The sequence below is a fragment of the Acidovorax sp. GW821-FHT11A03 genome (genome assembly GCF_058809075.1).
In genome coordinates, this window is record NZ_JBXASG010000004.1 from 581,650 (window position 1) to 604,201 (window position 22,552).

The window sequence follows — 22,552 nt, forward strand, 5'->3', positions numbered from 1 at the left end:
TGAATGCGCACGTGGACGATGAACTTCGCCAGGCGAAGGTGCGAGGCGGCGGGAACGGTAGGATGGCTGCCTCACAGCGGCGGGCAAGAGGGCCGGCCCTCACCCGACGTCCACCATGCCGCCATCCGCCCCATCCTGCCCGTCGTGCCGCCAGCCCATGGAGGCCCATTCGTTCACCAGCAACACCGGGCACACGCTGGAGCTGGACATCTGCTACGCCTGCCAGGGCCTCTGGCTGGACCGGCACGAGAACCTCAAGCTCTCGCCCCAGGCGGTGGTGGACCTGTTCCGCCTGCTGCACGAACACCGCACCCATGAACACCGCCCGCTGCAGGCGCGCATGGCCTGCCCGCGCTGCAGCTGCGCGCTGGACCAGGGCTTCGACGTTGTGCGCAGCGGCCGCTACATGACCTACCGCTGCGCGCGCCAGCACGGGCGGTTCAGCACCTTTTCCTCCTTCATGGTGGAAAAGGGCTTCGTGCGCCACATGACGCGCCCCGAGATCGACGACCTGGCCCGGCGCGTGGGCGCCATCTACTGCACCAGCTGCGGCGCGCCCGTGGACATCCGCAAGGACCACGCCTGCCCCTACTGCCGCGCGGCGTTCTCGCTCATCGACCCCGATGCCGTGGTGCGCGCGATGGAGGGCTACGCCCGGGCTGGCGCCCGCCCGGCCCAGGCCGCGCACGGCACGCCGGCGGCGACCGTGGACATTGGCGATGCCCTGGTGGCGCTGGAGCGCGACCGCAGCCGGGCCGAGCGCGAGCGGCAAAAGAGTGCCTTCAGCGGCGCGCGGGATGGCGATGGCGACTCCTTCACCGGCGACCTGCTGGCCGCGGGCGTCTCGCTGGTCTGGGAGGTGTTGACCAAGCGGGTGTAGCCGCGCCGGCCATTTCCCGCGTTTGCATATACCCTTGCGCGGCCCTGCGAAATGGGCACACCGGACCGGGTTCGGACCACAATGGCGTTCGCAGACTTCCCGGCGGCCCCAGTCCGTCGCCGCAGTCTCCCGTGGCGGCCAGCAGCCTGTGCGCGTGGCCGCCGTACTGCCTGCTCCCGTCCATCCATTCCGCCAAACGGGGCGTCCCTGCGACCACAGGAGGAGACGATCTTGCCGCTGCAGCCGCACCGAAGCCGACGCCGTCCCCGGGCATCCGCCGGGCGGGCGCCCGCGCCACGCAGCGCCGCGGCACCGGCCCCGCTGCGGCACGCGCCCTTGCCCGCCGTGCCCAGCACCCTGCTCATCCCGCTGGCGGCGCGGGCGCGGGGCAACCATTACTTTCCCTGGCTGGCCTGCGGCGATGCGGTGGCCGCCGGGCTGCTGGAGCGGCTGGGCACCGATGTGGAGCCCTACCTCAACGACCTGCCCACCGTGCTGAACGTGCTGTGGCGCACCCGGATCATCCGGGACACCGCGCAGGGCTTCTTCCTCAGGCACCCCGGGGGCCAGGGCGTGAACCTGGGCTGCGGCCTGTCGCACCATTTCCAGTGGCTGGACACCGGCGCTAACCACTGGCTCGACGCCGACCTGCCCGAGGTGATGGCGCTGCGACGGCAACTGCTGCCCGCGCGGTGCCCGCGCACGCGGCTGGCCGAGGCGGACATCACCCAGCCCGGCTGGTGGCACCGGCTGGGCCTGCCGCCGCGCGCGGCGGGGAGCGGGGCGGCAGCGGCGCCCGTGCTGGTGGTGTGCGAGGGCGTGCTCATGTACCTGGAGCCAGGCCAGGTGCAGGCCGTGCTGCACGAGTTCGCGCAGTGCGCGCCCCCGGGCTCGCGCCTGGTGCTGGACGTGCTCACCCACCGGGCCGTGGGCACGGCCGGCCGGCACGCGAGCGTGGGGCCCACGGGGGCCGAGTTCCGCTGGGGCCTGGCACGCCTGGCCGACCTGTCCGCCGCGCACCCGCGCCTGGCGCTGCGGCACGCGCACAGCGTGGCGGAATGCTATGGCTGGGCGGGCCTGGCGCTGGAGACCCTGTGGTGGCCCTGGCTGGGCGCGCCGCTGTACGGCATGGTGGAGCTGGAAGTCACCACCCCCTGAGCGCCCGTGGCGTGGGCGCGGGCGCTGCCACTTCTTCCCTTCCGCGCGTGGAAAGGGGGCGGCACCCGGTGGCGGCCGGCGGGCTGGCCGGGGGCGGACGTGTCACTGCCGTGCCAGGCGCCCCAGCAGCTCGGTCCACGCGGGCGGCTTGCCGGTGAGCTGCCCCACGATGGCCGCCTGCAGCGGTGGCAGGCGCCGGGCGCCCTGCAGCACCAGCTGGCGCAGCAGGCGGGGCAGGGGGCGGGCATCGGTGTACAGCCGCACGATGGCGTTCGTGCCTTCGTAGATCGGCCATGCGTGGTGGTGGTGCGCGCGTCCATAGCCGGACAGGATTGCGCTGTCTCCGATATCGCGGCCCTGGCCGCGCGCGGCCAGCAGGGCGGCGGTCAGGCGCTCCACGCCGGCCAGGCCCAGGTTGTAGCCGTGGGCCGTCACCGGGTGCATGCCCACGGCCGCGTCGCCCAGCAGCGCGCAGCGGTGGGCGGCAAAGCGTTCCGCGTACACGGCCACCAGCGGGTAGGCGTGGCGTTCTCCGTCGAGCTGCATGGGCCCCAGGCGGTTGTCGAACTGCGCTCGCACCTGGGCGGCAAAGGCGTCGGCGGGCAACGCCATCAGCGTGGCGGCATCCGCAGCGCCTGCGGTGACCACGACCGAGCACAGGTGCGGGCTGCCGGCCGTGCCGGCTGCATCTGCGGCATCCACCGCATCCGGCAGGGGCAGGATGGCCAGCGTGCGTTCGTAGCCGAAACACTCGTGCGCCACGCCGCCATGGGGCCGGGCATGGCGCATGCGGCAGACGATCACGGTGCGGCCGAAGTCCGCCATGCGCGCGCCAATGCCCAGCTGGCGCCGCGTGACCGAGAAGCGGCTGTCCGCCGCGACCAGCAAGGGCGCCTGCAGGCGCTGGGGTGAAGGGGCCTCCGCGTCCGGGGCCGTGTCTGTGGGGGCGAGCAGGCGGTACTCCAGCTCGGCATGCGTGGCCAGGGTGGCCACGCGCGTCACCTGGGCGCCGGTGACGATGCGCACGCCGGGCGTTTGCGCGGCCACCGCATAGGCGGTGCGGCGCAGCGCGTGGTTGGGGACGATGAAGCCCAGCGCCCCGTGGCCCGAGCGCTGGGCGTCGAGCTGCAGCGCGCTGCGCTGGCCGAGCGGCCCGTCATGCACCTGGGCCTCGCGGATGGCGCCGGTCTCGTGCGGCGCCAGTTGCGCCCAGGTGCCCAGCCGCTGGAGCGTGGCGCGGCTGGGGTGGGTCAGCGCGATCTCGCGGCCGTCGGGCGCGGGGGCGGCCAGCGCGGCCTGGGGCTGCTGCTCGACCACCGTGGCCGTGAAACCGGCGTGGGCCAGGGAAATGGCCAGCGACAGGCCCGCGGGCCCCGCGCCGACGATGAGGACATCGCTGTGGGAGGAGGAGAAGGAGGAAGTCATGGCAGGAAAAGGCAGGAGGTGGACAGCCTGGTACGCACCCCCGCGACCGGAGGGGATCGCCTGCCATTGTGGATGCGCTCCGCGCGCCGGGGGTTGCCCTGCGTCAAGTGTGCGCGCAGGATATGCTATTAAATATATAGCTGTCGGCGCTGATGTATCCAGCGCTAGGGGCCCCAAAGACCCCAAGGCCCGTGGATCAGGCCCGGGCCGGCTTGCGCGGCGGGCGCTTGGCCGCTTTCTTCTTTCCGGCGCCGCCGGCAGGCTTGCCGCGCAGGTGCAGGCCCCAGGTGACCAGCAGCCACAGGTACGACGCCAGCACGCTGTAGGCCGCCACGGCCGCCAGCGACAGGGGCGGGGCGGTGATGGAGCGCGGATTGGCCATGGTTTCCAGCAGCTGGCGGGTGCCGGCGCCCAGCACGGCCTCGCGGCTGCCCGAACGGGCCATGCGCGCCGCCATGAAGATGAAGAACTCCATCAGCAGCGCGCCGATCAGGAAACACGCCAGCAGGGCCAGCAGGTGCGAGAACGCGCGGCGGTCGCCCTTGGCCAGGAAATAGAAGGCCGACACCAGCACCAGCGCGGGCAACAGCAGGGCCAGGGCGGGCCAGGCGGACAGGAGAGCGTGCATCGGAGACAACAGGTAGCGGCGTGGGGCCACCGGTGGCAGGCAGCACACCGGTGAATCATCGGCAAGAGCGGCCCTGGGGGCACGCACGACTGCGGATGATAGGCGCTGGCCGCGTCCTGTTCGCCTTGCGGCTGTAACTGTTGGCGACACCGCGCGGCGGAGCGCCGAGCCACCCCGCACCGCCCGCTGCGCCGCGCGGCCCCCCGCCGGGCCCCCTGGCTCCCGGGCCCGTCAGCGTGGATGGCCCGGGCCCGCCACGAAATCGGCCACGGCCGCCAGCACGCCATCCTGCTGCAGGATCTTGCGGTGGCCCAGCCCTTCGGTGGCCAGCAGCGTGGCGCCCGGAATGTGGTCGCGGTAGGCCTCGCCATCGGCAAAGCGGTTGATGCGGTCGCCCCGGTCGTGCACCACCAGGGTGGGCAGCGCGATGCGCGGACCCACGGCCGGGGGCTCGAACTGGCGCATCAGGATGCCCTCGCGCGCCTCGATGCGCCGCTGCATGGAAGCGCGCGTGCGCTCCGACAGGCCGAACACCTGCGCGAACAGGCGCGTGTATTCGTGGGGCGACGCGGGCGGCGCCAGCAGCACCAGCCGCCCGGTGGCCAGGCCCCGGCTGGCCGCATGGGCCGCCGCGTTGGCCGCGAGCGAATGGGCCACCACGGCGCTGGGCGCCGAATCCTGCGCATGCAGGCGGGCGGTGGCGTATTCGATGGCGCGCGCGAACTGCGGCAGGTTGCTCACGCGGCCCCGGCTGCCGCCGTGCGCGGGCAGGTCCACCAGCACCGGGCGCAGGCCCCGCGCGGCCAGGGCGCCGGCCAGCGGCAGCATCTGGCGCGCGTGGCCGCCCCAGCCGTGCAGCAGCAGCACCGTGGGGCCGTGCGGCTGGGCCTGGGGCAGGTAAAGCGTGATCTCGGCGTCTTCGAACGGCCAGCGTTCCGGGCGCCAGTGGCCGGGCGGCACGGCGCTGCGGCCCGGTTTGCGCAGGGGCAGGGGCGTGCCGAAAAGGCGGTAGGCCGCGCGCACGGCCAGCGCGGGCCACAGGCGCTCGGTGGTGCCCAGCGCCACGCGCAGCAGGCGCATGCCGGGGTGTTCGCCGTAGAAGCTGGACGTGGCCTGCAGGGCGGTGGAGGAGGAAGGGGAGGCGTTCATGGGGGGCTCCGGAAAGGGAGGGAATGGGGGGCGGACGCGGTGGACGGTCAGTAGAAGATCCAGTCCCGGTTGCTGCGCGGAAGGCGGGCGAGTGTCTGGCGCAGCGCCCGGACGGCGCCCGCCGCGGCCACGATGGCGGCGATACCCAAGATGATCAGCATGGTGGTTCCTTTCTTCGCACGGTTGTGCGAAATTGGGGCAAAGAAAAACAAGAGGCATCCATCGCGCAAGAACAAGCGGAGGGGGAGGATCAGGCGGTCTGATAACTCTTGACGAGGCGCGCCCAGGACGCCTCGGTGCGCTGCACTGCCTGCGGATCGCGCAGGAAGCGAACGTCGTGCAACAGGCCCATGGCCATCGCATAGATCTCGCCCACCAGCTGGTCGGGCGGGGTGTCGGGGGGCAGGTGCCCGGCCTCGATGGACTGGATCACCGTGCGGCGCAGGGCCGCGCGCCAGCGGGTGATCTCGGCGTGCAGCAGGTCGCGCAGCTCGCCGTCGCGGTCGTCCAGCTCGAAGGCGCCCGCCGTATAGATGCAGCCGGTGAAGGCCTCCACGTCGCGCGTGCGGGCAATCCAGCGGCGCACGATCTCGTTGAGGCGTGGCAGGCCCTTGGGGTGCTGCATGGCGGGCACGAACACATCGGCCAGGAAGCGGCGGCCAAACTCCTCGATCACCGCCTTCTGCAGCGCCTCGCGCGAGCCGGCGCGCGAGAACACGCCGCTCTTGGACAGGCCCACGCGGTCGGCCACCGCCTGCAGGGTGATCGACTCCAGCCCCTCGGCCGCGGCCAGGTCCAGCGCCGCGCCCACGATGGCCGCGCGGGTGAGTTCCGATTTCTGGGTCTTTGCATCCATGGCGCTAATTTAGCACGATTGTGCGAAATTCGGAATTCCCCCTGCTGTCAAGCGGGTGACGGGGATGGCTGGCCTGCGCCCCGTGCCGCTGGTACGCTGCGTCGCCATGGAGACAACACACAACACCCCGCCTTTCATTCCCCAGATCCGCCTGTACCAGGACTGGCTGCGCGACCAGCGCGGGCTGCAGTTCGACAGCTACGACGCCCTGTGGCGCTGGTCCACCACCGAGCTCGATGCCTTCTGGCAAAGCGTGTGGGACTACTTCAAGCTGGAGTCGCCCACGCCGCACACCGCCGTGCTGGGCCAGAACACCATGCCCGGCGCGTTGTGGTTCCCGGGCGCCCAGGTCAACTACGCGCGGCAGGCGCTGCGCCATGTGGACGCCGCGCACGCGGCCGGTCTGCCGGCCATCATCAGCCGCAACGAAAAGGGCCACCACCGCGAAATGAGCTGGCCCGAGCTGCGCCGCCAGGTCGCGTCGCTGGCGTTGCACCTGAAGGCCCAGGGCGTGGAGCCGGGCGACCGCGTGGCCGCCTACCTGCCCAACGTGCCCGAGGCGATGGTGGCCTTCCTCGCCACGGTGAGCATCGGCGGCGTGTGGAGCATCTGCGCGCCCGACATGGGCACGCATGCGGTGCTCGACCGCTTCCGCCAGATCGAGCCCAAGGTGCTGATCGGCGTGGACGGCGTGACCTACGGCGGGCGCGACCACGACCGCACCGGCGTGCTGGCCGAGCTGCGCGCGGCGCTGCCCAGCGTGCGGCACGCGGTGTTGCTGGGCAATCTGGATGCTTCTGTTTCGATAGCTGGTTACGCAAGCTGGACAAGCGCTACAGCCCGAAATGATGCAGACACTGCAGCCTTCGAGCCGATGTGGCTGCCGTTCGACCACCCGCTGTGGATCGTGTATTCCAGCGGCACCACCGGCTTGCCCAAGCCCATCGTGCACGGCCACGGCGGCACGGTGCTGGTGGCGCTGCAGCTCAAGGTCCTGCACAACGACATCGGCTGCAGCTACGAGCCCAACAGCTTCGGCGAGCGCTACCACTGGTACAGCTCCACGGGCTGGGTGATGTGGAACGCACAGCTCTCGGGCCTGCTGTCGGGCACCACCTGCGTGATCTACGACGGCAACCCCGGCGGCAGCAAGGACCACCCCGACTGGGGCGTGCTGTGGCGCTTCGCGGCCGAGACGGGCGTGACCTTCTTCGGCGCGGGCGCGGCGTTTTTTGCCAACTGCATGAAGGCGGGCATCGCGCTGGCCGAATACGGCGACCTCACGCGCATCCGCGCGCTGGGCACCACGGGCTCGCCGCTGTCGCCCGAGGTGCAGGAATGGGGCACGGCGCAGTTCGAGGCCCTGGGCACGCACGACATCTGGTGGAACAACATCTCGGGCGGCACCGACTTTTGCGGCGCCTTCATCGGCGGCAACCGCGAGATGCCCCAGGTGCCCGGCGAGATGCAATGCCGCATGCTGGGCGCGGCCGTGGAGTCCTGGAATGCCGAGGGCGTGCCGGTGATGGACGAGGTGGGCGAGCTGGTGTGCGCGCAGCCCATCCCGTCGATGCCGCTGTACCTGTGGGGGGACAAGGACGGTTCACGCTACCTGTCGAGCTACTTCGACATGTACCCGCCTGGCCACGGCCGCCAGCCCGGCGGCGGCGATGGCCCCGCGCGCATGGGCGCGGTGTGGCGCCACGGCGACTGGCTCAGGATCGGCGCCAACGGCGGCTGTGTCATCTACGGCCGCAGCGACGCCACGATCAACCGCCACGGCCTGCGCATGGGCACGAGCGAGATCTACAGCGCGGTCGAATCCCTGCCCGAGGTGCTCGACAGCCTGGTGGTGGACCTGGAATACCTGGGCCGCGAAAGCTACATGCCCCTGTTCGTGGTGCTGCGCCCCGGCCACACGCTGGACGAGGCCCTGCGCGCCCGCATCAACGGCGCGGTGCGCACGGCGCTGAGCCCGCGTTTCGTGCCCGACGACATCTTCGCGGTGGCCGAGGTGCCGCGCACCTTGAGCGGCAAGAAACAGGAGCTGCCCATCAAGAAACTGCTGCTGGGCCAGCCCATCGAAAAGGTGGTGAACAAGGACGCCATGGCCAACCCGGGCTGTCTGGACTGGTATGTGGCGTTTGCCGCCGAGCGCGCGGCAGAAGTGCAAAATACATAGCTGCCCGCGCTTGCGGGCTGTACGCTACAGCCCGGTTTGATCCATATCCGGGCCGGGTCGGGGCACGCTGGAAAAGCCCATCGCATGCTCGATGAAGCGCTCCACGAGCCGGCTGGCCTCCCCCGCGCGCCGCGCGAGCGCGATGCCCACCTTGAAGCCCGGCGGGTTGTCGGTGAGCGCCAGGCACTTCACGCCGGGCGGCACCACCAGCCGCGCGACGCCCGCCACCAGTCCCACGCCCAGGCCCGCGGCCACCAGGCTCATGATGGTCTGCACCTGCATGGCCTCCTGTGCCACGCGGGGTGAAAAGCCCGACAGCTGGCAGCGCAGAAGCGCCAGGGCGGACAGCCCGGGCACTTTGTCCTGCGGGTACATGATGAAGGGCTCGCCCGCCGCTTCCGAGAGCGCGATCGCGTCGCGCTTCGCCAGCGGGCCGTGCGCGGACACGGCGAGCACGAAATCGTCGCGGTCCATGGGCAGGAGCTCGAACGGCTCGGGGTGCAGAACCGGGTAGCGCACGAATCCCACGTCGAAGCGGCGCGCCAGCAGCCCGTCGAGGATTTCGGTCGATGTGGCCTCCGACAGCTCCAGCTCGATCTGCGGGTAGCGCGCCCGCACGGACGGGATCAGCTCCGGCAGCAGGGCATAGGTGGCCGATCCGATGATGCCCAGGCGCAGCAGGCCGCCCAGCCCCTCGCGCGCGTCCGCCACGGCCTGGCGGCAGCGCTCCGCATGAAACAGCGCCAGGTGCGCCTCGGGCAGCATGGCCTGGCCCTCGGCCGTCAGGCGCACGCCAGTGCTGTGGCGCTCGAACAGGCGGCTGCCCAGTTCCTCCTCCAGTTTGCGCACGGACACCGACAGCGGCGGCTGGGCCATGTGCAGCAGCTCGGCGGTGCGGTGGAAGTTGCCGGTTTCCGCCAGGGTGACGAATTGGCGCAGCTGGCGCAGGTTCATGGGATACCAAACAAATATCGGTTTGTGAATTTTTAATATTAGACAGCATCGGTGCCCGCTGCCTACATTCGCCTGCAGGCCTGGGCAGGGCCTGACGATCAAAAAAATTCCATGAAGGAGACACCGTGATGCAATCCCGTAGAACCGTGGCCGGCGCGCTGCTGGCGCTTGCCGCCACGGCCCTGGCCCCCGCCGTGCAAGCCCAGGCATTCCCTGCCAAAACCATCAAGTTCGTCGTGCCCTTCGGCCCCGGCAGCGGCACCGACACCTCGGCGCGCTACTTCGCGCGCAAGCTGCAGGACCTCACGGGCCAGGCCGTGGTGGTGGAAAACAAGCCCGGCGCCAACGGCTTCATCGCCGTCAAGCAAGTGCTGTCGGCGCCGGCCGACGGCTACACCGTCTTCATCGGCAGCAACTCCACGCTGGCGGTGAACGCCGCGTTGTTCAAGGAGCTGCCGTACGACCCGGTGAAGGACTTCTCGCCGCTGACCATGATGATGCGTTCGCCCGCCATGATCGCGGCCATGCCCAAGGCGGCGTACAGCGACCTCAAGGGCCTGATCGCCTACGCCAAGGCCAGCCCGGGCAAGGTGAACTTCGGCGCGGGCTCGGCCGGCTACCAGCTCATGGGCGAGTTGCTCAACGACACGGCGGGCATCCACACCGTGCACGTGCCCTTCAAGGGCGCCGGCGAGACCATGACGGCCGTGGCCTCGGGCACCGTCGACTACACCTTCGCCGAGGTGACCGCCGTGCAGGAGCTAGCCAAGGGCGGCCGCGTGAAGGTGCTGGCCGTGGCGTCCGACAAGCGCGTGGCCGCGGCGCCGGACGTGCCCACCGCCACGGAAGCGGGCCTGCCGGGCTTCGAGGCCTACACGTGGGTGGGCGCCATGGTCAGCGCCCAGACCCCCGCCGCCGAAACCGCCCGGCTGGCCGAGCTGTTCACCGCCATCTCCAGGATGGACGAGACCCGTGCCTTCTACGAGCGCATCGGAGCCACCGCCATGACCGGTGGGCCCGCGCAGATGCACGAGTTCCAGAAAAACGAGATCGTGCTGTGGAAGCGCATCGTCACCCAGGCCAAGGTGCCGCTGCAATGAGCGGTGCTCCCGCCGCGCAGCCGGGTGCGCTGCAGCATGTGAAGGTGCTCGACCTGTCCCGCGTGCTGGCCGGCCCCTGGGCCGCGCAGACCCTGGGCGACCTGGGGGCCGAAGTGATCAAGGTCGAGCGCCCGGGCACCGGCGACGACACCCGCGCCTGGGGCCCTCCCCATGTGACGGACGCGGCGGGCCGGCCCACCGGCGAGTCGGCCTATTACATGTGCACCAACCGCAACAAGCAGTCGGTGACGGTGGACTTCACCCGGCCCGAGGGTCAGCGGATCGTGCGCGAGCTCGCGGCGCGGTGCGACGTGCTCATCGAGAATTTCAAGACCGGCGGCCTGGCGCAGTACGGGCTCGACCATGCGAGCCTGAGCGCGCTGAACCCGCGCCTGGTGTACTGCTCCGTGACCGGCTTTGGCCAGGACGGCCCCTACGCGCACCGCGCGGGCTACGACTTCCTGATCCAGGGCATGGGTGGGCTCATGAGCATCAGCGGCCACCCCGACGGGGCACCCGGCGGCGGTCCCATGAAGGTGGGCGTGGCGCTCACCGACATCCTCACCGGGCTGTATGCGAGCACGGCCATCCTCGCTGCGCTGCAGGCGCGCGAGCACACGGGCCGGGGTCAGCACATCGACCTGGCGCTGCTCGACGTGGGCGTGGCCTGCCTGGCCAACCAGGGCATGAATTACCTGTACGGCGACAAGGTGCCGCAGCGCATGGGCAATGCGCACCCGAACACCGTGCCCTACCAGGACTTCCCCACGCAGGACGGCCACATGATCCTGGCCATTGGCAACGACGGACAGTTTGCACGCTTTTGCCATGCCATCGGCGAACCGGACTGGGCGCAGGACGAACGCTTCGTGTGCAACGCCGGCCGCCTGGCCCACCGGGAGGAACTGGTCGGCCGCATCCGCGCCGCCACGGTGGCGCGCACCACGCGCGACTGGATCGCTCTGCTGGAGCGGCACGCCGTGCCCTGCGGCCCCATCAACACCGTGCGCGACGTGTTCGAGGACCCACAGGTCCAGGCCCGGGGCCTGCGGATCGCGATGCCGCACCCGCAGGCGGGCGAGGTGCCTCTGGTGGCCAGCCCCATCCGCCTGTCGGACACGCCCGTCACTTACCGCCACACGCCCCCGCAGCTGGGCCAGCACACCGACGAGGTGCTGGCCCGCTACCTGGGTTTTTCGCCCGCGCAATTGCAGGCCTACAAGGACGACGGAGTTTTGGGATGAGCACCCTGGATTCACTGGCGCTCACGCGCATTCCCGCTGAAGACGAGGCACTGCGCGCCGAGGTGCGCGCCTTCCTGCAGGAGGCCATTGCCGACCTGCCCGCGCACATCCGCGCGCGCTCCTGGGGCGGCTACAGCAGCGCTCTGAGCCGCCGGCTGGGAGACAAGGGCTGGATCGGCATCACGCTGCCCAGGGCGTACGGCGGGGGCGGGCGCAGCGCGTTCACGCGCTACGTGCTGGTGGAGGAATACCTGGCCTGCGGCGCCCCCGTGGGTTCGCACTGGATCGCCGACCGCCAGAGCGCGCCCCTGATCCTGAAGTACGGCACCGAGGCGCAAAAGCAGTTCTACATTCCGCGCGTGTGCAAGGGCGAGGCGTTCTTCTGCATCGGCATGAGCGAACCCAACGCGGGTTCGGACCTGGCCAGCGTGAAGACGCGCGCCGTGCCCAATGCGCAAGGCTTTGTGCTCAACGGCCAGAAGATCTGGACCACCAACGCCCACCACTGCCAGTACATGATCGCGCTGGTACGCACCTCGGGCACCTCCGAGGACCGCCACCAGGGCCTGTCGCAGGTCATCGTGGACCTGTCGCTGCCGGGGGTCACGGTGCGCCCCATCGAAGACCTCTCTGGCGACAGCCATTTTTGCGAGGTGTTCTTCGACAACGTGCGGCTGGGGCTGGATGCGCTCATTGGCGCCGAGGGCCAGGGCTGGGAGCAGGTCACCGCGGAGCTGGCGTTCGAGCGCAGCGGGCCCGAGCGCCTGTTCTCCTCCATCGTGCTGTTCGACCAGTGGCTCGGCTACGTGCGCACGCCCCAGGGACGCACCGACTCGGCCGTGCGGCTGGCGGGCAAGGTGCTCACGCAGCTGGCGCCGCTGCGCGCCATGTCCGTGTCGGTGCAGGAAAAACTCACGCAGGGCGCGAGCCCCATCGTCGAGGCGGCGCTGGTGAAGGAGCTTGGAACCACCCTCGAGCAGATGATTCCAGCGGCCATTGCCGAGGACCTGTTCGCGCGCGAGGCCGAGGACGTGCCCGTGGAGCTGCTGATGACGCTCAAGTACGTGACCGAGGCCTCGCCCTCCTTCTCGCTGCGCGGCGGCACGCGCGACATCCTGCGCGGAATGATCGCCCGCGGCCTGGGCTTGAGATGAGACAGCCCTGGGCTGCTGCGCGGCATCTCTCTCGCGCGCGCTGCGTGGGGACCGTGCCTGGCGCCTCCGACCGGGCCGCGCTTCGGCCAGGGGCCGGGGGCAGTGTGTGCAACGCAATGGATGACCGACATGAGCATGAATGACAACGACCTGTTCGCCGATGCCGCGCACGACGTGCTGGCGGACCGGTGCACCCCCGCCGTGGTGCGCGCCATCGAGTGCGGCGGGCGCGCGGCGGATGCCGCGCGGGGCCTGTGGGAGCAGCTGGAATCCACCGGCCTGGCCGACGCCCTGCTGGGCGAAGACGAGGGGGGGGCGGGCCTGGAACTGGACCAGGCCTTTGGCGTGCTGGAGCAATGCGGTGCCCACGCGCTGCCGCTGCCCCTGGCCGAGACCATGGTGGCGCGGGCCTTGCTGGCCCAGGCAGGGCTGGTGCGCCCGCAGGGCAGCATCGCCCTGGCCCGCGGCCAGCGTGGCGCCGGCGGCGGTCTGCACTGCGCGCTGGTGCGCGGCGGCCAGGTGGCCGATACGGTGCTGGTGCAGGCCGGCGGCGCCTGGCACCTGCTTCCCGTCGACGGCGCCCACGCCCGTGCGCATGCACTGGCGCTGGACGCGGCGCTGACCTGGTCGGCCGCGCAGTGCGATGCCGCCCCCACGGTGGCCGTGGATGCCGCGCTGGATGTGCGCACCCTGCAGGCCGCGGTGGTGGCCGCGCAGATGGCCGGCGCCCTCAGCAGCGTGTTCCAGCGCACCCTGCGGTACGCCAACGAACGCCAGCAATTCGGCCGCCCCATCGGCAAGTTCCAGGCCGTCCAGCACCAGCTGGCCGTGATGAGCGAACACGTGTTTGCCGCGCGCATGGCCGCGCAGCTCGGCTGCAGCGGCGGCGTGGGCATCCAGCCCCACCGCCTGCGCGTGGCGACCGCCAAGGCGCGCTGCAGCGAGGCCGCGCTGGCCGTGTCGGAAGCCGCCCACGCCATCCACGGCGCCATCGGCTTCACCGAGGAGCATGACCTGCAGCTCTTCACCCGGCGCCTGCATGCCTGGCGCCAGACGGCCGGCAGCGAGGGGTACTGGCACACCGTGGCCGGCGAGGCGCTGCTGCAGCACAGCGGCATCACGCTCGATCTGGTGCGCCGCATCACCGACGTCGAATTCCCGGCCTGAGTGCCACTTCGCTGACTGGAGACATTTGCCATGGCCTTTCTGACCATTGAACGCGACGGCGGCATCCTCACCGCCACCATGAACCAGCCCGAAACGCGCAACGCGCTCACCGGCAACACCGCGGTGGACGAGTTCGTGCAGCTGTGCGAGGACGTGCGCCGGGATGCCGGCGTCAAGGTGCTGATCCTCACGGGCGCGGGCCCCATCTTCAGCTCGGGCGGCAACGTCAAGGACATGAAGCGCTTCTTTGATGACGCGTTCACGCCCGACCTGATCCGCGAGGAGTACCGCCAGGGCATCCAGCGCATCCCCCAGGCGCTGTACCAGCTCGATGTTCCCGTGATCTGCGCCGTCAACGGCCCGGCCATCGGCGCGGGGCTGGACCTGGCCTGCATGTGCGACATCCGCATCGCCAGCGAGGCGGCCACCTTCGCCGAGAGTTTTGTGCGCGTGGGCATCGTGCCCGGCGACGGTGGTGCCTGGCTGCTGCCGCGCGCGGTCGGCAGGGCCAAGGCGTCCGAGATGGCGTTCACCGGCGAGGCCATCGGCGCGCAGGAGGCGTTGGCCTGCGGCCTGGTGAGTCGCGTGGTGGCGGCGGACCAGTTGCTGCCCGCCGCGCGGGCGCTGGCCGCCAGGATCGCGGCCAACCCCGGCGCCGTGATGCGGATGACAAAACGCCTGCTGCGCGAGGGCGAACACGCCTCGCTGGCCTCGCTGCTGGAGACTTCGGCGGGCTACCAGGCCATCGCGCACAAGACGGCAGACCACCGGGAAGCGGTGACCGCCTTCATTGAAAAACGCGCGCCGAAGTTCCAGTGAGGCACCGTGCCCGCCCACCCGCCTTCGGAAGGATGTGAGATGACGCCTTTGCAAGGCCTTCGCGTGCTGGATCTGTCCAGCGTGATTTTCGGCCCCCTGGCCAGCCAGGTCCTGGCCGACTACGGCGCCGAGGTGATCAAGATCGAACCGCCCGAGGGCGACTCGACGCGCCATACCGGCCCCGCCCGGGAGGCGGGCATGGCGGCGATGTTCCTGGGCGCCAACCGCAGCAAGAAGAGCGTGGCGCTGGACCTCAAGCAGGCCGGTGCGCAGGAGGCGCTGGGCGCACTGATCGCCACGGCCGATGTGCTGATGCACAGCATGCGGCCGCAGAAGCTGGCGGCCCTGGGCCTCGCGCCCGAGGCGCTGCGCGAGCGTTTTCCGCGCCTGGTGTACGCCAGCCTGGTGGGCTTCTTGCCTGGCCCCTATGCCGGCAAACCCGCGTATGACGACGTGATCCAGGGCATGTCGGGGCTTGCCGACCTGATGGAACGGCAGGGCGGGGAAATGCGCTACCTGCCCACCATCGCCGCCGACAAGACCTGCGCCCATGTGGCCGCGCATGCCATCCTGGCCGCGCTGTGGCAGCGCGAGCGCACGGGCCGGGGGGCCTTCGTGGAAATCCCCATGTTCGAGTCCATGGTGGGTTTCAACCTGGTCGAGCACTACTACGGCCAGCACTTCGAGCCGCCGCTGTCCCCACCGGGCTACCCGCGTGTGCTGGCCCCCTGGCGCCGGCCCTACCGAACGGCCGACGGGGCGGTGGCCATGATGCCGTACACCAACCTGCACTGGCAGCGCTTCTTCACCGAGGTGGGTGCCCCGGACCTGGCGCGCGATGCGCGCTTCGCCGACATCGCCAGCCGCACGCGGCACATCGCCGAACTGCTGGAGCTTGCGTCGGGCTTCACCGGGCGCCACACCACGGCCCACTGGATCGCGGTGTGCGAGCGGCTGGAAATCCCCGCCGCGCCCGTGGCCAGGCTGCAGGACCTGCCCCTGGATCCACACCTCGTGGCCACGGATTTCTTCGAAACCCTCTCCGACCCCGCCCTGGGCGAGGTGCGCTTTCCGGGCGTGCCGGTGCGCTTTGACGGGCAGCGCCCCGCCATCGCCATGCCCCCCCGGCTGGGCGAACACACCGAGACGCTGCTGGCCCAGGCCGGGCTCGGCGGCGCACGGATCCAGGCACTGCTGGGCACCCGCGCCGCCGTGGGCCCCTCTTCTTGACAAGGACGCCTTCCATGATCCCCCAGACGCCTTCTGCGGACACCCTCCGCCCTGCCGCCCCCGCTGGCGTGGACCGCCATTTGCCGCGCCTCGGACAGGGGTTCGTGTGGCAGGACCTGAGCGTGGGACAACGCTTTCGCACCTTCCGGCGCACGGTCACCGAGACGGACCTGGTCAGCTTCATCGGCGTGACCGGCATGCTGGAGGCGATCTTCATCGAAGACGGCTACGAGGGCGGCGCCATGGCGGGGCGGCCCGTGCCGGGGGCGCTGACCTATGCGCTCATCGAGGGCTTCATCCTGCAGACCATGATCCAGGGCACGGGCCTTGCGATGCTGGAGCTGCACCAGAAGATCCTCGCGCCCGTGCGGGTGGGCGACACCATCGAGGCGGTGGTGGAGGTGACGGAGATCCGGCCCACCTCCAGGAGTGGCCGCGCGGTCGTGACCTCGCGCATCGACGTCTTCAACCAGCAGGGGGTACCGGTCATGACCTACACGGCCACCCGCTTGCTCGCCGGGCGTTCGTGAACAGATTTCCCCAACTACAACCACCCAGGAGACAAGCACCATGAAAAAAAGCACTTCCCGCACGTCTTCGCGACCCAGCGGCGTCCGGCGTGTATGCCTGGCCATGCTCGGCTGCGCGGCCGGCGTGGCGGCCATCGCCCCCATGGGCTTGGCGCATGCGCAGGCCTACCCTTCCAAACCGATCACCCTGGTGGTGCCCTTTCCGCCAGGCGGGCCCACCGACCAGGTGGCGCGCGTGCTGGCGCAGAAGCTGACGGAGCAGATGGGGCAGTCCGTGATCGTGGACAACAAGCCCGGCGCCAACGGCAACATCGGCGGCACCCAGGTCAGCAAGGCGGCGGGTGACGGGTACACGCTGCTCTACAACACCTCGTCCATCACCCTGAGCCCGGCGCTCTACAAGAACCTGAGCTATGACGTGCAGAAAGACCTGGCGCCCGTGGCCCTCACCGCCGTGGTGCCGCTGGCCCTGGTCGTGCACCCGAGCCTTCCCGTCAACAATGTGCGCGAGTTCGTCGACTACGCCAAGGCCAACCCAGGCAAGCTCTCCTATGGCTCGGCCGGCAATGGCAATGTGACCCACCTGGCGGCTTTCCAGTTCACCAGGAGCCTGGGCATCGAGGCCACGCACGTGTCCTACCGGGGCAGCGCCCCCGCGGATGTCGACCTCGTGGCGGGGCAGATCCAGTTCATGACGGACACCATCAATTCCGTGATGCCTTTCGTGAAGGACAAGCGCCTGAAGCTGCTGGCGGTCACCACCGCCAGGCGCATGTCCCTGTACCCCGACGTGCCCACGCTGGGGGAAACCGTGATGCCCGGTTTTGAGGCGGGCGCCTGGCAGGGCGTGATGGTGCCCGCCAGGACGCCGGCGGCGCTGGTGCAGCGCCTCAACGCCGAGATCAACAAGGCGCTGCAAAGCGATGAGGTGCGTGCCAGGCTGGCGGTGCAGGGCGCCGAGCCGCTGGGCTCCACGCCCGAAGAGTACCGCGCCTATGTCGGCAAGGAACTCCAGCGCTGGGCCGGGGTGGTGAAATCGACCGGCGTGACCCTCGATTGAACGCGGCGGGGCCCCTGCACCGTGGTGCGGCGCCACATTGCTTCAAAAATGATAGCTGCTTGCGCTTGATGGACAGGCGCTGGGGCCCATTTTGGCCTCAAAGGCCCTCGCGGGCCTTTTTTTGCTTCCTGCCACCTGTTGTGACCGGCGCGGCGCCATGCCAGGGCCGCTCCGCCGCGCTGGCGACGGCCCCCTTCAGGGGCTGAGGGCTGCGGCTCCAAGCCTGCTTGCGCGGGCCTGGACATGACCGAAGAGCAGCTGCTTCTGGCAGCCGCTCAGGGGGTCAGTCAAGCTTCGCGCCCGAGGCCTTGATCAATCGCTCCCACACCGGCCGCTCCTTGGCGATCGCGGCCGTGAACAGCGCGGGTGAGCTGTTCTGCACATCGAACCCCATGGCCGCGATGCGCTGTGCCACGTCGGGCAACTGCGTGGCCTTGCGCACCTCGGCGGCAATGCGCTCCAGGATGGGAGCGGGCGTGCCGGCCGGTGCGCCAAAGGCCAGCCAGCCCGCCACGCGGTAGGCCTCGTCGTTCAGGCCCTGTTCGGCCAGCGTGGGCACGCCCGGCAGCGCGCCCATGCGGCGCTCGCCGCTCACGCCGATGGCCTTGAGCTTGCCCGCGTCGATGTGCGGCTTGGCCTGCAGCGCGCTGGCGAACGCGATCTGGATCTGGCCGCCCAGCAGGTCCTGCACCATGGGCGCCTCGCCGCGGTAGGCCACGTGGCTCATGTCGGCGTTCTGCGTGAGGCTCATGTAGGCGCCGGCCAGATGCGGGTAGGCGCCCGTGCCGTAGGAGCCGTAGGCCACCTTGCCCTTGTTCGCCACCACGTACTTGAGCAGTTCGGGGCCCGTGGCCACGGGTACGCCGGGGTGGGCCACCAGCACCAGCGGCGCGATGGCGATCTGGTAGATGGGCGCGATGTCGCGCTCGGGGCTGTAGGGCAGCTTGGTGTACAGGAACTGGTTGGTGAGCATGGAGTTGCTCAAGGCCAGCAGCAGCGTGTAGCCGTCGGGCGCGGCCTTGGCCACCGCGTCGGTGCCGATGATGCCGGCCGCGCCGGGCTTGTTGTCGATGACCATGGGCTGGCCCAGGCCCGCGGCCATCTTCTCGGCCAGCACGCGCGCGAGCACGTCGGTGGCGCCGCCTGCGGCAAAGGGCACGACCACCTTGATGGGCTTGCTGGGGTAGGCCTGCGCCAGGGCGGCGGGGCCGGTGCACGCGGCGGCGGCGGCCAGGGCGGCGGCGCCCAGCCAGTGGCGGCGGGTCATCGACGGGGGGTGGTGGGGCATGTGTCGTCTCCTGTCATGGGTATTGCAAATCAGGCTGGCCCGGCCCTGCGCGGTGGCGGGCGGGGGCTCGTTCAGGCGGGCTGGGGGCTTCCTGGCGCCGGGGCGATGGTGACGGCAAGCGGCAGGGGCGCGAGCACCTCGCGCAGCCGGGCCTGCAGCGCGGCCGCGCCCGGGCCGGGCTCCAGGGTCACGCGCACGGCGCTCTCGCCTTCGGGCTGCACCTGGGGGCGGGGGAGGCCGGGGGTCTCGGCCCACACGCCGTCGGCCAGCGCCTGCACCGTGTGGCAGGCGGCCTGCAGGCGCAGCGCGGGCTTGTAGATCTTGCCCACGTTGGTCACGGGCATGGTGCCCAGGACCCGCACCCAGCGCGGGCGGGCCACGGCCTCGTCCACGCGCTCTGCGGTGAAGGCGAGCAGCTCGGCCTCGGTCGCCTGCGCGCCCGGCACCAGCGTGGCAAAGGCCACGGGCAGCTCGCCCGCATAGGCGTCGGGCGCGCCCACGGCGGCGGCGAGCTGCACGGCGGGGTGGGCGCCCAGCGCGTCCTCGATCACCTTGGGATCGATGTTGTGGCCGCTGCGGATGATGAGGTCCTTGGAGCGGCCGCTCAGGTGCAGGCGCCCTTCGGCGTCCACGAAACCCAGGTCTCCGGTGGCCAGCCAGCCGTCGGCCGTGAAGGCCTTGGCCGTGTCCGCCGCATCCAGAAACCCTGAGAACAGGTTGGGCGACTGGAACAGCACCATGCCCGGCTGCCCAGGCGGCATGTCCTGGCCGGACGCGTTGCCGTGCGCGTCCAGCGCCACGATGCGCAGCCGCGCGTACGGCAGGCGCCAGCCCACGCAGCCGGCGGGCGCGTGCACGCCCGGTGGCGTGATGGTGGAGATGCCCGCCATCTCCGTCATGCCCAGGCTTTCGTGCACATGCAGGCCGAACAGGCGCTCAAAGCGCGCCGCCAGCTCCGGCGCGAGGATGGCCGCGCCCGTGCGGCAGTAGCGCAGCGACGAGATGTCCGCGCCATCGAGCGGCACGTTGGCCAGCGCGGCCAGCACCGTGGGCACGGCCGACAGGTAGGTGCAGCGGTGGCGCTCGACCAGCCGCCAGTAGCTGGCGATGACCTCGCGGTTGCGGAACAGGCCCGCCGTCGGGATGATGGTCTCCACCCCCGCCGAGAGCGCCGCGAGCGAACCGGGCAGCACGCCCGCCACATGGAACAGCGGGTAGCCGTTGATGCCCACGTCCTGGGGCGTGATGCCCTGCATCTGCACGCTGGCCCAGGCGGTGAACACCTGCGCGCCATGGCTGTGGCGCGCGATCTTGGGTGCGCCCGTGGTGCCGCCGGTGTGAAAGTACGCTGCGATGTCGCCGGGCGCGATGCGCCGGCCGCTCACCAGCTGGCCGGCGGGCTGGCGCAGGCGCGCCGCGAAGTCCACCACGCCCTCGGGCAGCGCGCCGGCGGCGCCGGGCGCCTCATCGTGTGGGGCCACGCGCAGCACGGTGGCGAGCGTGGGCACCTGGCTGCGCAGGCGCAGGGCCTTGCTCCAGTAGCCCACGTCGCCTTCCGCACCGTAGGCGATCAGCACCTTGGCGCCCGCCAGCGCCATCATGGCCGCGAGCTTCTCGTCAGTGAGCATGGGGTTCAGGGGCTGCACGATGCCCGCCGCCTCGCCGCCCCACAGGGCCAGGTGGTATTCCAGGCAGCCGGGCAGCAGCACGGCCACGGCGTCCCGGGGGCCCACGCCCAGTGTGTGCAGCAGGTTGGCCGTCTGGTGGATGCCGGCCAGCAGCTGCGCGTACGACCAGCGGATGGGCGCGTCCGCCGGATCGGCCGTGGGCAGGAAGGTCAGCGCGGTCTTGCCGCCGAACGCATGGGCGGCGTTGCGCAGGATTTCATAGGTGCTCCGCACCGGCAGCGCCTGGGCCAGGGGCGTGGCTTCCAGCTGTTCGACGTCCCGCAGGCCGCGGAGGGTGGTGGCGGTGCGGGCAAAGGGCGGATGGAGTGCGGGAGCGGTCATGGACGGAAGTGCGGGCAGATCCGGGATTGTTGTGCCGACAGGATTTCTTGACAATCACATGAAGGATTGACACTCTGTATGAATATTTTTGACAAACAAGCGGAGCGCGCCACGTGGACCTCTCGGCACTGACCCTGCTGGTGGAGATCCTGGACGCCGGCAACCTCAGCCTGGCCGCGCGCAAGCTCAAGATGAGCCGCGCCAACGTGAGCTACCACCTGCACCAGCTGGAGAAGTCGGTGGGCGTGCAGCTGGTGCGCCGCACCACGCGGCGCGTGGAGCCCACCGAGGTCGGGCTGCGCCTGTACGAGCACGGCCGCAGCATCATGAACGAGATGCTGGCGGCGCGCGAAACCATCGCCACGCTGGGCCAGAGCCTGCAGGGGCGCGTGGGGCTGAGCATGCCCCTGGGCTACGGCCAGATGGTCATGGCCGGCTGGCTCATCGAATTCAAGCGCCTGTACCCGGGGATCGTGCTCGAAGTGATGTTCGAGAACCGCGTGAGCGACCTCGTGCGCGAGGACGTGGACATCGCCATCCGCATCATGACCGAGCCGCCGCCGGCCCTGGTGTCGCGGGCCCTGGGGCCCGTGCGCTACGTGGTGTGCGCCGCCCGCGCGTACGCGCAGGAGCACGGCCTGCCCACGCGCCTGGAGCACCTGGCCACGGTGCCGCTCTTCACCTCGGGCTTTATCGGGCGCGAGCTGCGCGTGGCCGCCTACCGGCCCGACGGCCAGCGCGAGGAAGTGCTGCCCCGGCCCACCCTGCTGTCCGAGCATTTTCCCTTCCTGCGCGATGCGGTCCTGGCGGGCCTGGGCGTGGGCCTGCTGCCCGACTACGTGGTGGCGGACCCGGTGCGCGAGGGGCGCATCGTCACCGCGCTCGACGACTACCGCCTGAGCGTCTTTGGCACGCAGATGTTCCTCCTGTACATGCCCAACCGCTACCAGACCAGTTCGGTGCGCACGCTCATCGATTTCATCCTCGAGCGGGCGGGCGGTGTGCCTACAAGAAGCCCGGCACCTGGCCGCCCATAATGGGGCGTTCTCATCCACCATGGCGCGACCGGAGCTCCTGACATGAACACTCCCCGACATCCCAAGCGTTTCTCGATGATCCGCGAATTCCACCTGGCCGACTGGTTCACGCTGGGCAACGCGGTCTGCGGCGTGGGCGCATTGTTCTCGTCGATGACCTACCTGGAAACCGGCGCCGTGGTGCACGTCTATTTCGCCGCCGCCCTCGTGCTGGCCGCGCTCATCTTCGACGTGCTGGACGGCCGCATTGCGCGCTGGCGCCAGAAGAGTTCGGCCATGGGCCGGGAGCTCGATTCGCTGGCCGACGTGATCTCGTTCGGCGTGGCTCCGGCCATCATCGCCTATGGCTGTGGCATGCAGGGCCTGTACGACCGCATCGTGCTGGCCTACTTCGTGGCCTGCGGCGTCTCGCGCCTGGCGCGCTACAACGTCACGGCCGAAACCCTCTCGGGCGACGACGGCAAGGTGAAGTACTTCGAGGGCACGCCCATCCCCACCTCCATCGTGCTCGTGGGCCTGCTGGCCCTGGCGGCCTACCTGGGCGCGGTGCGCGAGAGCCTGTGGTTCGGCAAGGCGCTCATCGGCGGCTTCACGCTGCACCCGCTGGTGCTGCTGTTCGCGCTGTCGGGTTCGCTGATGATCAGCCGGATCCGGATCCCGAAGCTGTAGCCCCCCGGCGCGG

At 70.6% G+C, this 22,552-nt stretch carries 20 protein-coding genes; 13 read left to right on the forward strand and 7 right to left on the reverse strand.

Annotation, left to right across the window (positions count from 1 at the left end; translation table 11 throughout):
- The first annotated feature begins 115 nt into the window (after positions 1-115).
- Positions 116-880: a zf-TFIIB domain-containing protein gene (locus tag AC1RVY_RS13095; protein ID WP_218296488.1), complete on the forward strand. Its 765-nt coding sequence runs from the start codon at positions 116-118 to the stop codon at positions 878-880.
- Positions 881-1,225: 345 nt separating this feature from the next.
- Positions 1,226-2,038 carry a class I SAM-dependent methyltransferase gene (locus tag AC1RVY_RS13100; RefSeq protein ID WP_370627743.1) on the forward strand — a complete coding sequence of 271 codons (813 nt, stop codon included), beginning with the start codon at positions 1,226-1,228 and terminating at the stop codon, positions 2,036-2,038.
- A 102-nt stretch (positions 2,039-2,140) separates the two neighbouring features.
- On the opposite strand, the gene ubiM is transcribed toward AC1RVY_RS13100, so the two are convergent.
- From ubiM to AC1RVY_RS13120, 4 genes are all read right to left on the reverse strand, one after another.
- Complete coding sequence (ubiM, locus tag AC1RVY_RS13105; protein WP_492806799.1) at positions 2,141-3,463, reverse strand: 5-demethoxyubiquinol-8 5-hydroxylase UbiM; 1,323 nt, start codon at positions 3,461-3,463, stop codon at positions 2,141-2,143.
- A 196-nt stretch (positions 3,464-3,659) separates the two neighbouring features.
- Entirely contained in the window at positions 3,660-4,091 is a 432-nt protein-coding gene (locus AC1RVY_RS13110) for a hypothetical protein (RefSeq protein ID WP_218296491.1), read from the reverse strand.
- A 231-nt stretch (positions 4,092-4,322) separates the two neighbouring features.
- Positions 4,323-5,240 (reverse strand): alpha/beta fold hydrolase, encoded by a 918-nt coding sequence (locus AC1RVY_RS13115; RefSeq protein WP_492806800.1) that lies wholly within the window; start codon positions 5,238-5,240, stop codon positions 4,323-4,325.
- Positions 5,241-5,490: 250 nt separating this feature from the next.
- Positions 5,491-6,096: a TetR/AcrR family transcriptional regulator gene (locus AC1RVY_RS13120; protein ID WP_218296493.1), complete on the reverse strand. Its 606-nt coding sequence runs from the start codon at positions 6,094-6,096 to the stop codon at positions 5,491-5,493.
- Between the two features lie 106 nt (positions 6,097-6,202).
- On the opposite strand from AC1RVY_RS13120, the gene AC1RVY_RS13125 reads away from it, so the two are divergent.
- The gene (locus tag AC1RVY_RS13125; RefSeq protein WP_492806801.1) at positions 6,203-8,278 is read left to right on the forward strand and encodes an acetoacetate--CoA ligase; all 2,076 of its coding nucleotides are present in this window, start codon (positions 6,203-6,205) and stop codon (positions 8,276-8,278) included.
- A 24-nt stretch (positions 8,279-8,302) separates the two neighbouring features.
- Here AC1RVY_RS13125 and AC1RVY_RS13130 read toward each other — a convergent pair whose 3' ends face one another.
- Positions 8,303-9,232: a LysR family transcriptional regulator gene (locus AC1RVY_RS13130; RefSeq protein WP_218339232.1), complete on the reverse strand. Its 930-nt coding sequence runs from the start codon at positions 9,230-9,232 to the stop codon at positions 8,303-8,305.
- A 128-nt stretch (positions 9,233-9,360) separates the two neighbouring features.
- Here AC1RVY_RS13130 and AC1RVY_RS13135 point away from each other — a divergent pair, with 128 nt between their 5' ends.
- The 8 genes from AC1RVY_RS13135 to AC1RVY_RS13170 all read left to right on the forward strand — a co-directional run bounded on the left by AC1RVY_RS13135 (position 9,361) and on the right by AC1RVY_RS13170 (position 17,536).
- On the forward strand, positions 9,361-10,332 hold the full coding sequence (locus AC1RVY_RS13135) for a Bug family tripartite tricarboxylate transporter substrate binding protein (protein ID WP_218296496.1): 972 nt from the start codon (positions 9,361-9,363) through the stop codon (positions 10,330-10,332).
- Positions 10,329-11,576 carry a CaiB/BaiF CoA transferase family protein gene (locus tag AC1RVY_RS13140; protein WP_492806802.1) on the forward strand — a complete coding sequence of 416 codons (1,248 nt, stop codon included), beginning with the start codon at positions 10,329-10,331 and terminating at the stop codon, positions 11,574-11,576. The genes AC1RVY_RS13135 and AC1RVY_RS13140 overlap by 4 nt, the downstream gene beginning before the upstream one ends.
- Positions 11,573-12,730: an acyl-CoA dehydrogenase family protein gene (locus tag AC1RVY_RS13145; protein WP_492806803.1), complete on the forward strand. Its 1,158-nt coding sequence runs from the start codon at positions 11,573-11,575 to the stop codon at positions 12,728-12,730. The genes AC1RVY_RS13140 and AC1RVY_RS13145 overlap by 4 nt, the downstream gene beginning before the upstream one ends.
- Before the next feature lie 135 nt (positions 12,731-12,865).
- Positions 12,866-13,897: an acyl-CoA dehydrogenase family protein gene (locus AC1RVY_RS13150; RefSeq protein ID WP_492806820.1), complete on the forward strand. Its 1,032-nt coding sequence runs from the start codon at positions 12,866-12,868 to the stop codon at positions 13,895-13,897.
- Between the two features lie 30 nt (positions 13,898-13,927).
- The gene (locus AC1RVY_RS13155) at positions 13,928-14,716 is read left to right on the forward strand and encodes a crotonase/enoyl-CoA hydratase family protein (protein ID WP_218339229.1); all 789 of its coding nucleotides are present in this window, start codon (positions 13,928-13,930) and stop codon (positions 14,714-14,716) included.
- Positions 14,717-14,755: 39 nt separating this feature from the next.
- Positions 14,756-15,946, forward strand: a complete 1,191-nt coding sequence (locus AC1RVY_RS13160) for a CaiB/BaiF CoA transferase family protein (RefSeq protein WP_218296500.1) — start codon at positions 14,756-14,758, stop codon at positions 15,944-15,946.
- 14 nt (positions 15,947-15,960) lie between these two features.
- Positions 15,961-16,476 (forward strand): MaoC family dehydratase, encoded by a 516-nt coding sequence (locus AC1RVY_RS13165; RefSeq protein WP_255590934.1) that lies wholly within the window; start codon positions 15,961-15,963, stop codon positions 16,474-16,476.
- Positions 16,477-16,516: 40 nt separating this feature from the next.
- Positions 16,517-17,536, forward strand: a complete 1,020-nt coding sequence (locus AC1RVY_RS13170) for a Bug family tripartite tricarboxylate transporter substrate binding protein (protein WP_218339228.1) — start codon at positions 16,517-16,519, stop codon at positions 17,534-17,536.
- Positions 17,537-17,819: 283 nt separating this feature from the next.
- On the opposite strand, the gene AC1RVY_RS13175 is transcribed toward AC1RVY_RS13170, so the two are convergent.
- Together AC1RVY_RS13175 and AC1RVY_RS13180 are read right to left on the reverse strand one after the other, a co-directional pair.
- Positions 17,820-18,824: a Bug family tripartite tricarboxylate transporter substrate binding protein gene (locus AC1RVY_RS13175; protein WP_218296502.1), complete on the reverse strand. Its 1,005-nt coding sequence runs from the start codon at positions 18,822-18,824 to the stop codon at positions 17,820-17,822.
- Positions 18,825-18,895: 71 nt separating this feature from the next.
- A complete protein-coding gene (locus AC1RVY_RS13180; protein ID WP_492806804.1) occupies positions 18,896-20,833 on the reverse strand; it encodes an acyl-CoA synthetase in 1,938 nt (645 codons plus the stop codon).
- A gap of 113 nt (positions 20,834-20,946) precedes the next feature.
- Between AC1RVY_RS13180 and AC1RVY_RS13185 the strand changes: the two genes are divergently transcribed.
- Both AC1RVY_RS13185 and pssA read left to right on the forward strand, forming a co-directional pair.
- Entirely contained in the window at positions 20,947-21,870 is a 924-nt protein-coding gene (locus AC1RVY_RS13185; RefSeq protein WP_218296504.1) for a LysR family transcriptional regulator, read from the forward strand.
- 42 nt (positions 21,871-21,912) lie between these two features.
- A complete protein-coding gene (gene pssA / locus AC1RVY_RS13190) occupies positions 21,913-22,539 on the forward strand; it encodes a CDP-diacylglycerol--serine O-phosphatidyltransferase (RefSeq protein WP_492806805.1) in 627 nt (208 codons plus the stop codon).
- Positions 22,540-22,552 lie beyond the last annotated feature (13 nt).

What these genes read in the sequence shown, in the direction of transcription:
- AC1RVY_RS13095 (WP_218296488.1), top strand. Translation starts at nt 116, where the DNA reads ATGCCGCCATCCGCCCCATCCTGCCCGTCGTGCCGCCAGCCCATGGAG.
- ubiM (WP_492806799.1), bottom strand. Translation starts at nt 3,463, where the DNA reads ATGACTTCCTCCTTCTCCTCCTCCCACAGCGATGTCCTCATCGTCGGC.
- AC1RVY_RS13110 (WP_218296491.1), bottom strand. Translation starts at nt 4,091, where the DNA reads ATGCACGCTCTCCTGTCCGCCTGGCCCGCCCTGGCCCTGCTGTTGCCC.
- AC1RVY_RS13115 (WP_492806800.1), bottom strand. Translation starts at nt 5,240, where the DNA reads ATGAACGCCTCCCCTTCCTCCTCCACCGCCCTGCAGGCCACGTCCAGC.
- AC1RVY_RS13120 (WP_218296493.1), bottom strand. Translation starts at nt 6,096, where the DNA reads ATGGATGCAAAGACCCAGAAATCGGAACTCACCCGCGCGGCCATCGTG.
- AC1RVY_RS13125 (WP_492806801.1), top strand. Translation starts at nt 6,203, where the DNA reads ATGGAGACAACACACAACACCCCGCCTTTCATTCCCCAGATCCGCCTG.
- AC1RVY_RS13130 (WP_218339232.1), bottom strand. Translation starts at nt 9,232, where the DNA reads ATGAACCTGCGCCAGCTGCGCCAATTCGTCACCCTGGCGGAAACCGGC.
- AC1RVY_RS13135 (WP_218296496.1), top strand. Translation starts at nt 9,361, where the DNA reads ATGCAATCCCGTAGAACCGTGGCCGGCGCGCTGCTGGCGCTTGCCGCC.
- AC1RVY_RS13140 (WP_492806802.1), top strand. Translation starts at nt 10,329, where the DNA reads ATGAGCGGTGCTCCCGCCGCGCAGCCGGGTGCGCTGCAGCATGTGAAG.
- AC1RVY_RS13145 (WP_492806803.1), top strand. Translation starts at nt 11,573, where the DNA reads ATGAGCACCCTGGATTCACTGGCGCTCACGCGCATTCCCGCTGAAGAC.
- AC1RVY_RS13150 (WP_492806820.1), top strand. Translation starts at nt 12,866, where the DNA reads ATGAATGACAACGACCTGTTCGCCGATGCCGCGCACGACGTGCTGGCG.
- AC1RVY_RS13155 (WP_218339229.1), top strand. Translation starts at nt 13,928, where the DNA reads ATGGCCTTTCTGACCATTGAACGCGACGGCGGCATCCTCACCGCCACC.
- AC1RVY_RS13160 (WP_218296500.1), top strand. Translation starts at nt 14,756, where the DNA reads ATGACGCCTTTGCAAGGCCTTCGCGTGCTGGATCTGTCCAGCGTGATT.
- AC1RVY_RS13165 (WP_255590934.1), top strand. Translation starts at nt 15,961, where the DNA reads ATGATCCCCCAGACGCCTTCTGCGGACACCCTCCGCCCTGCCGCCCCC.
- AC1RVY_RS13170 (WP_218339228.1), top strand. Translation starts at nt 16,517, where the DNA reads ATGAAAAAAAGCACTTCCCGCACGTCTTCGCGACCCAGCGGCGTCCGG.
- AC1RVY_RS13175 (WP_218296502.1), bottom strand. Translation starts at nt 18,824, where the DNA reads ATGCCCCACCACCCCCCGTCGATGACCCGCCGCCACTGGCTGGGCGCC.
- AC1RVY_RS13180 (WP_492806804.1), bottom strand. Translation starts at nt 20,833, where the DNA reads ATGACCGCTCCCGCACTCCATCCGCCCTTTGCCCGCACCGCCACCACC.
- pssA (WP_492806805.1), top strand. Translation starts at nt 21,913, where the DNA reads ATGAACACTCCCCGACATCCCAAGCGTTTCTCGATGATCCGCGAATTC.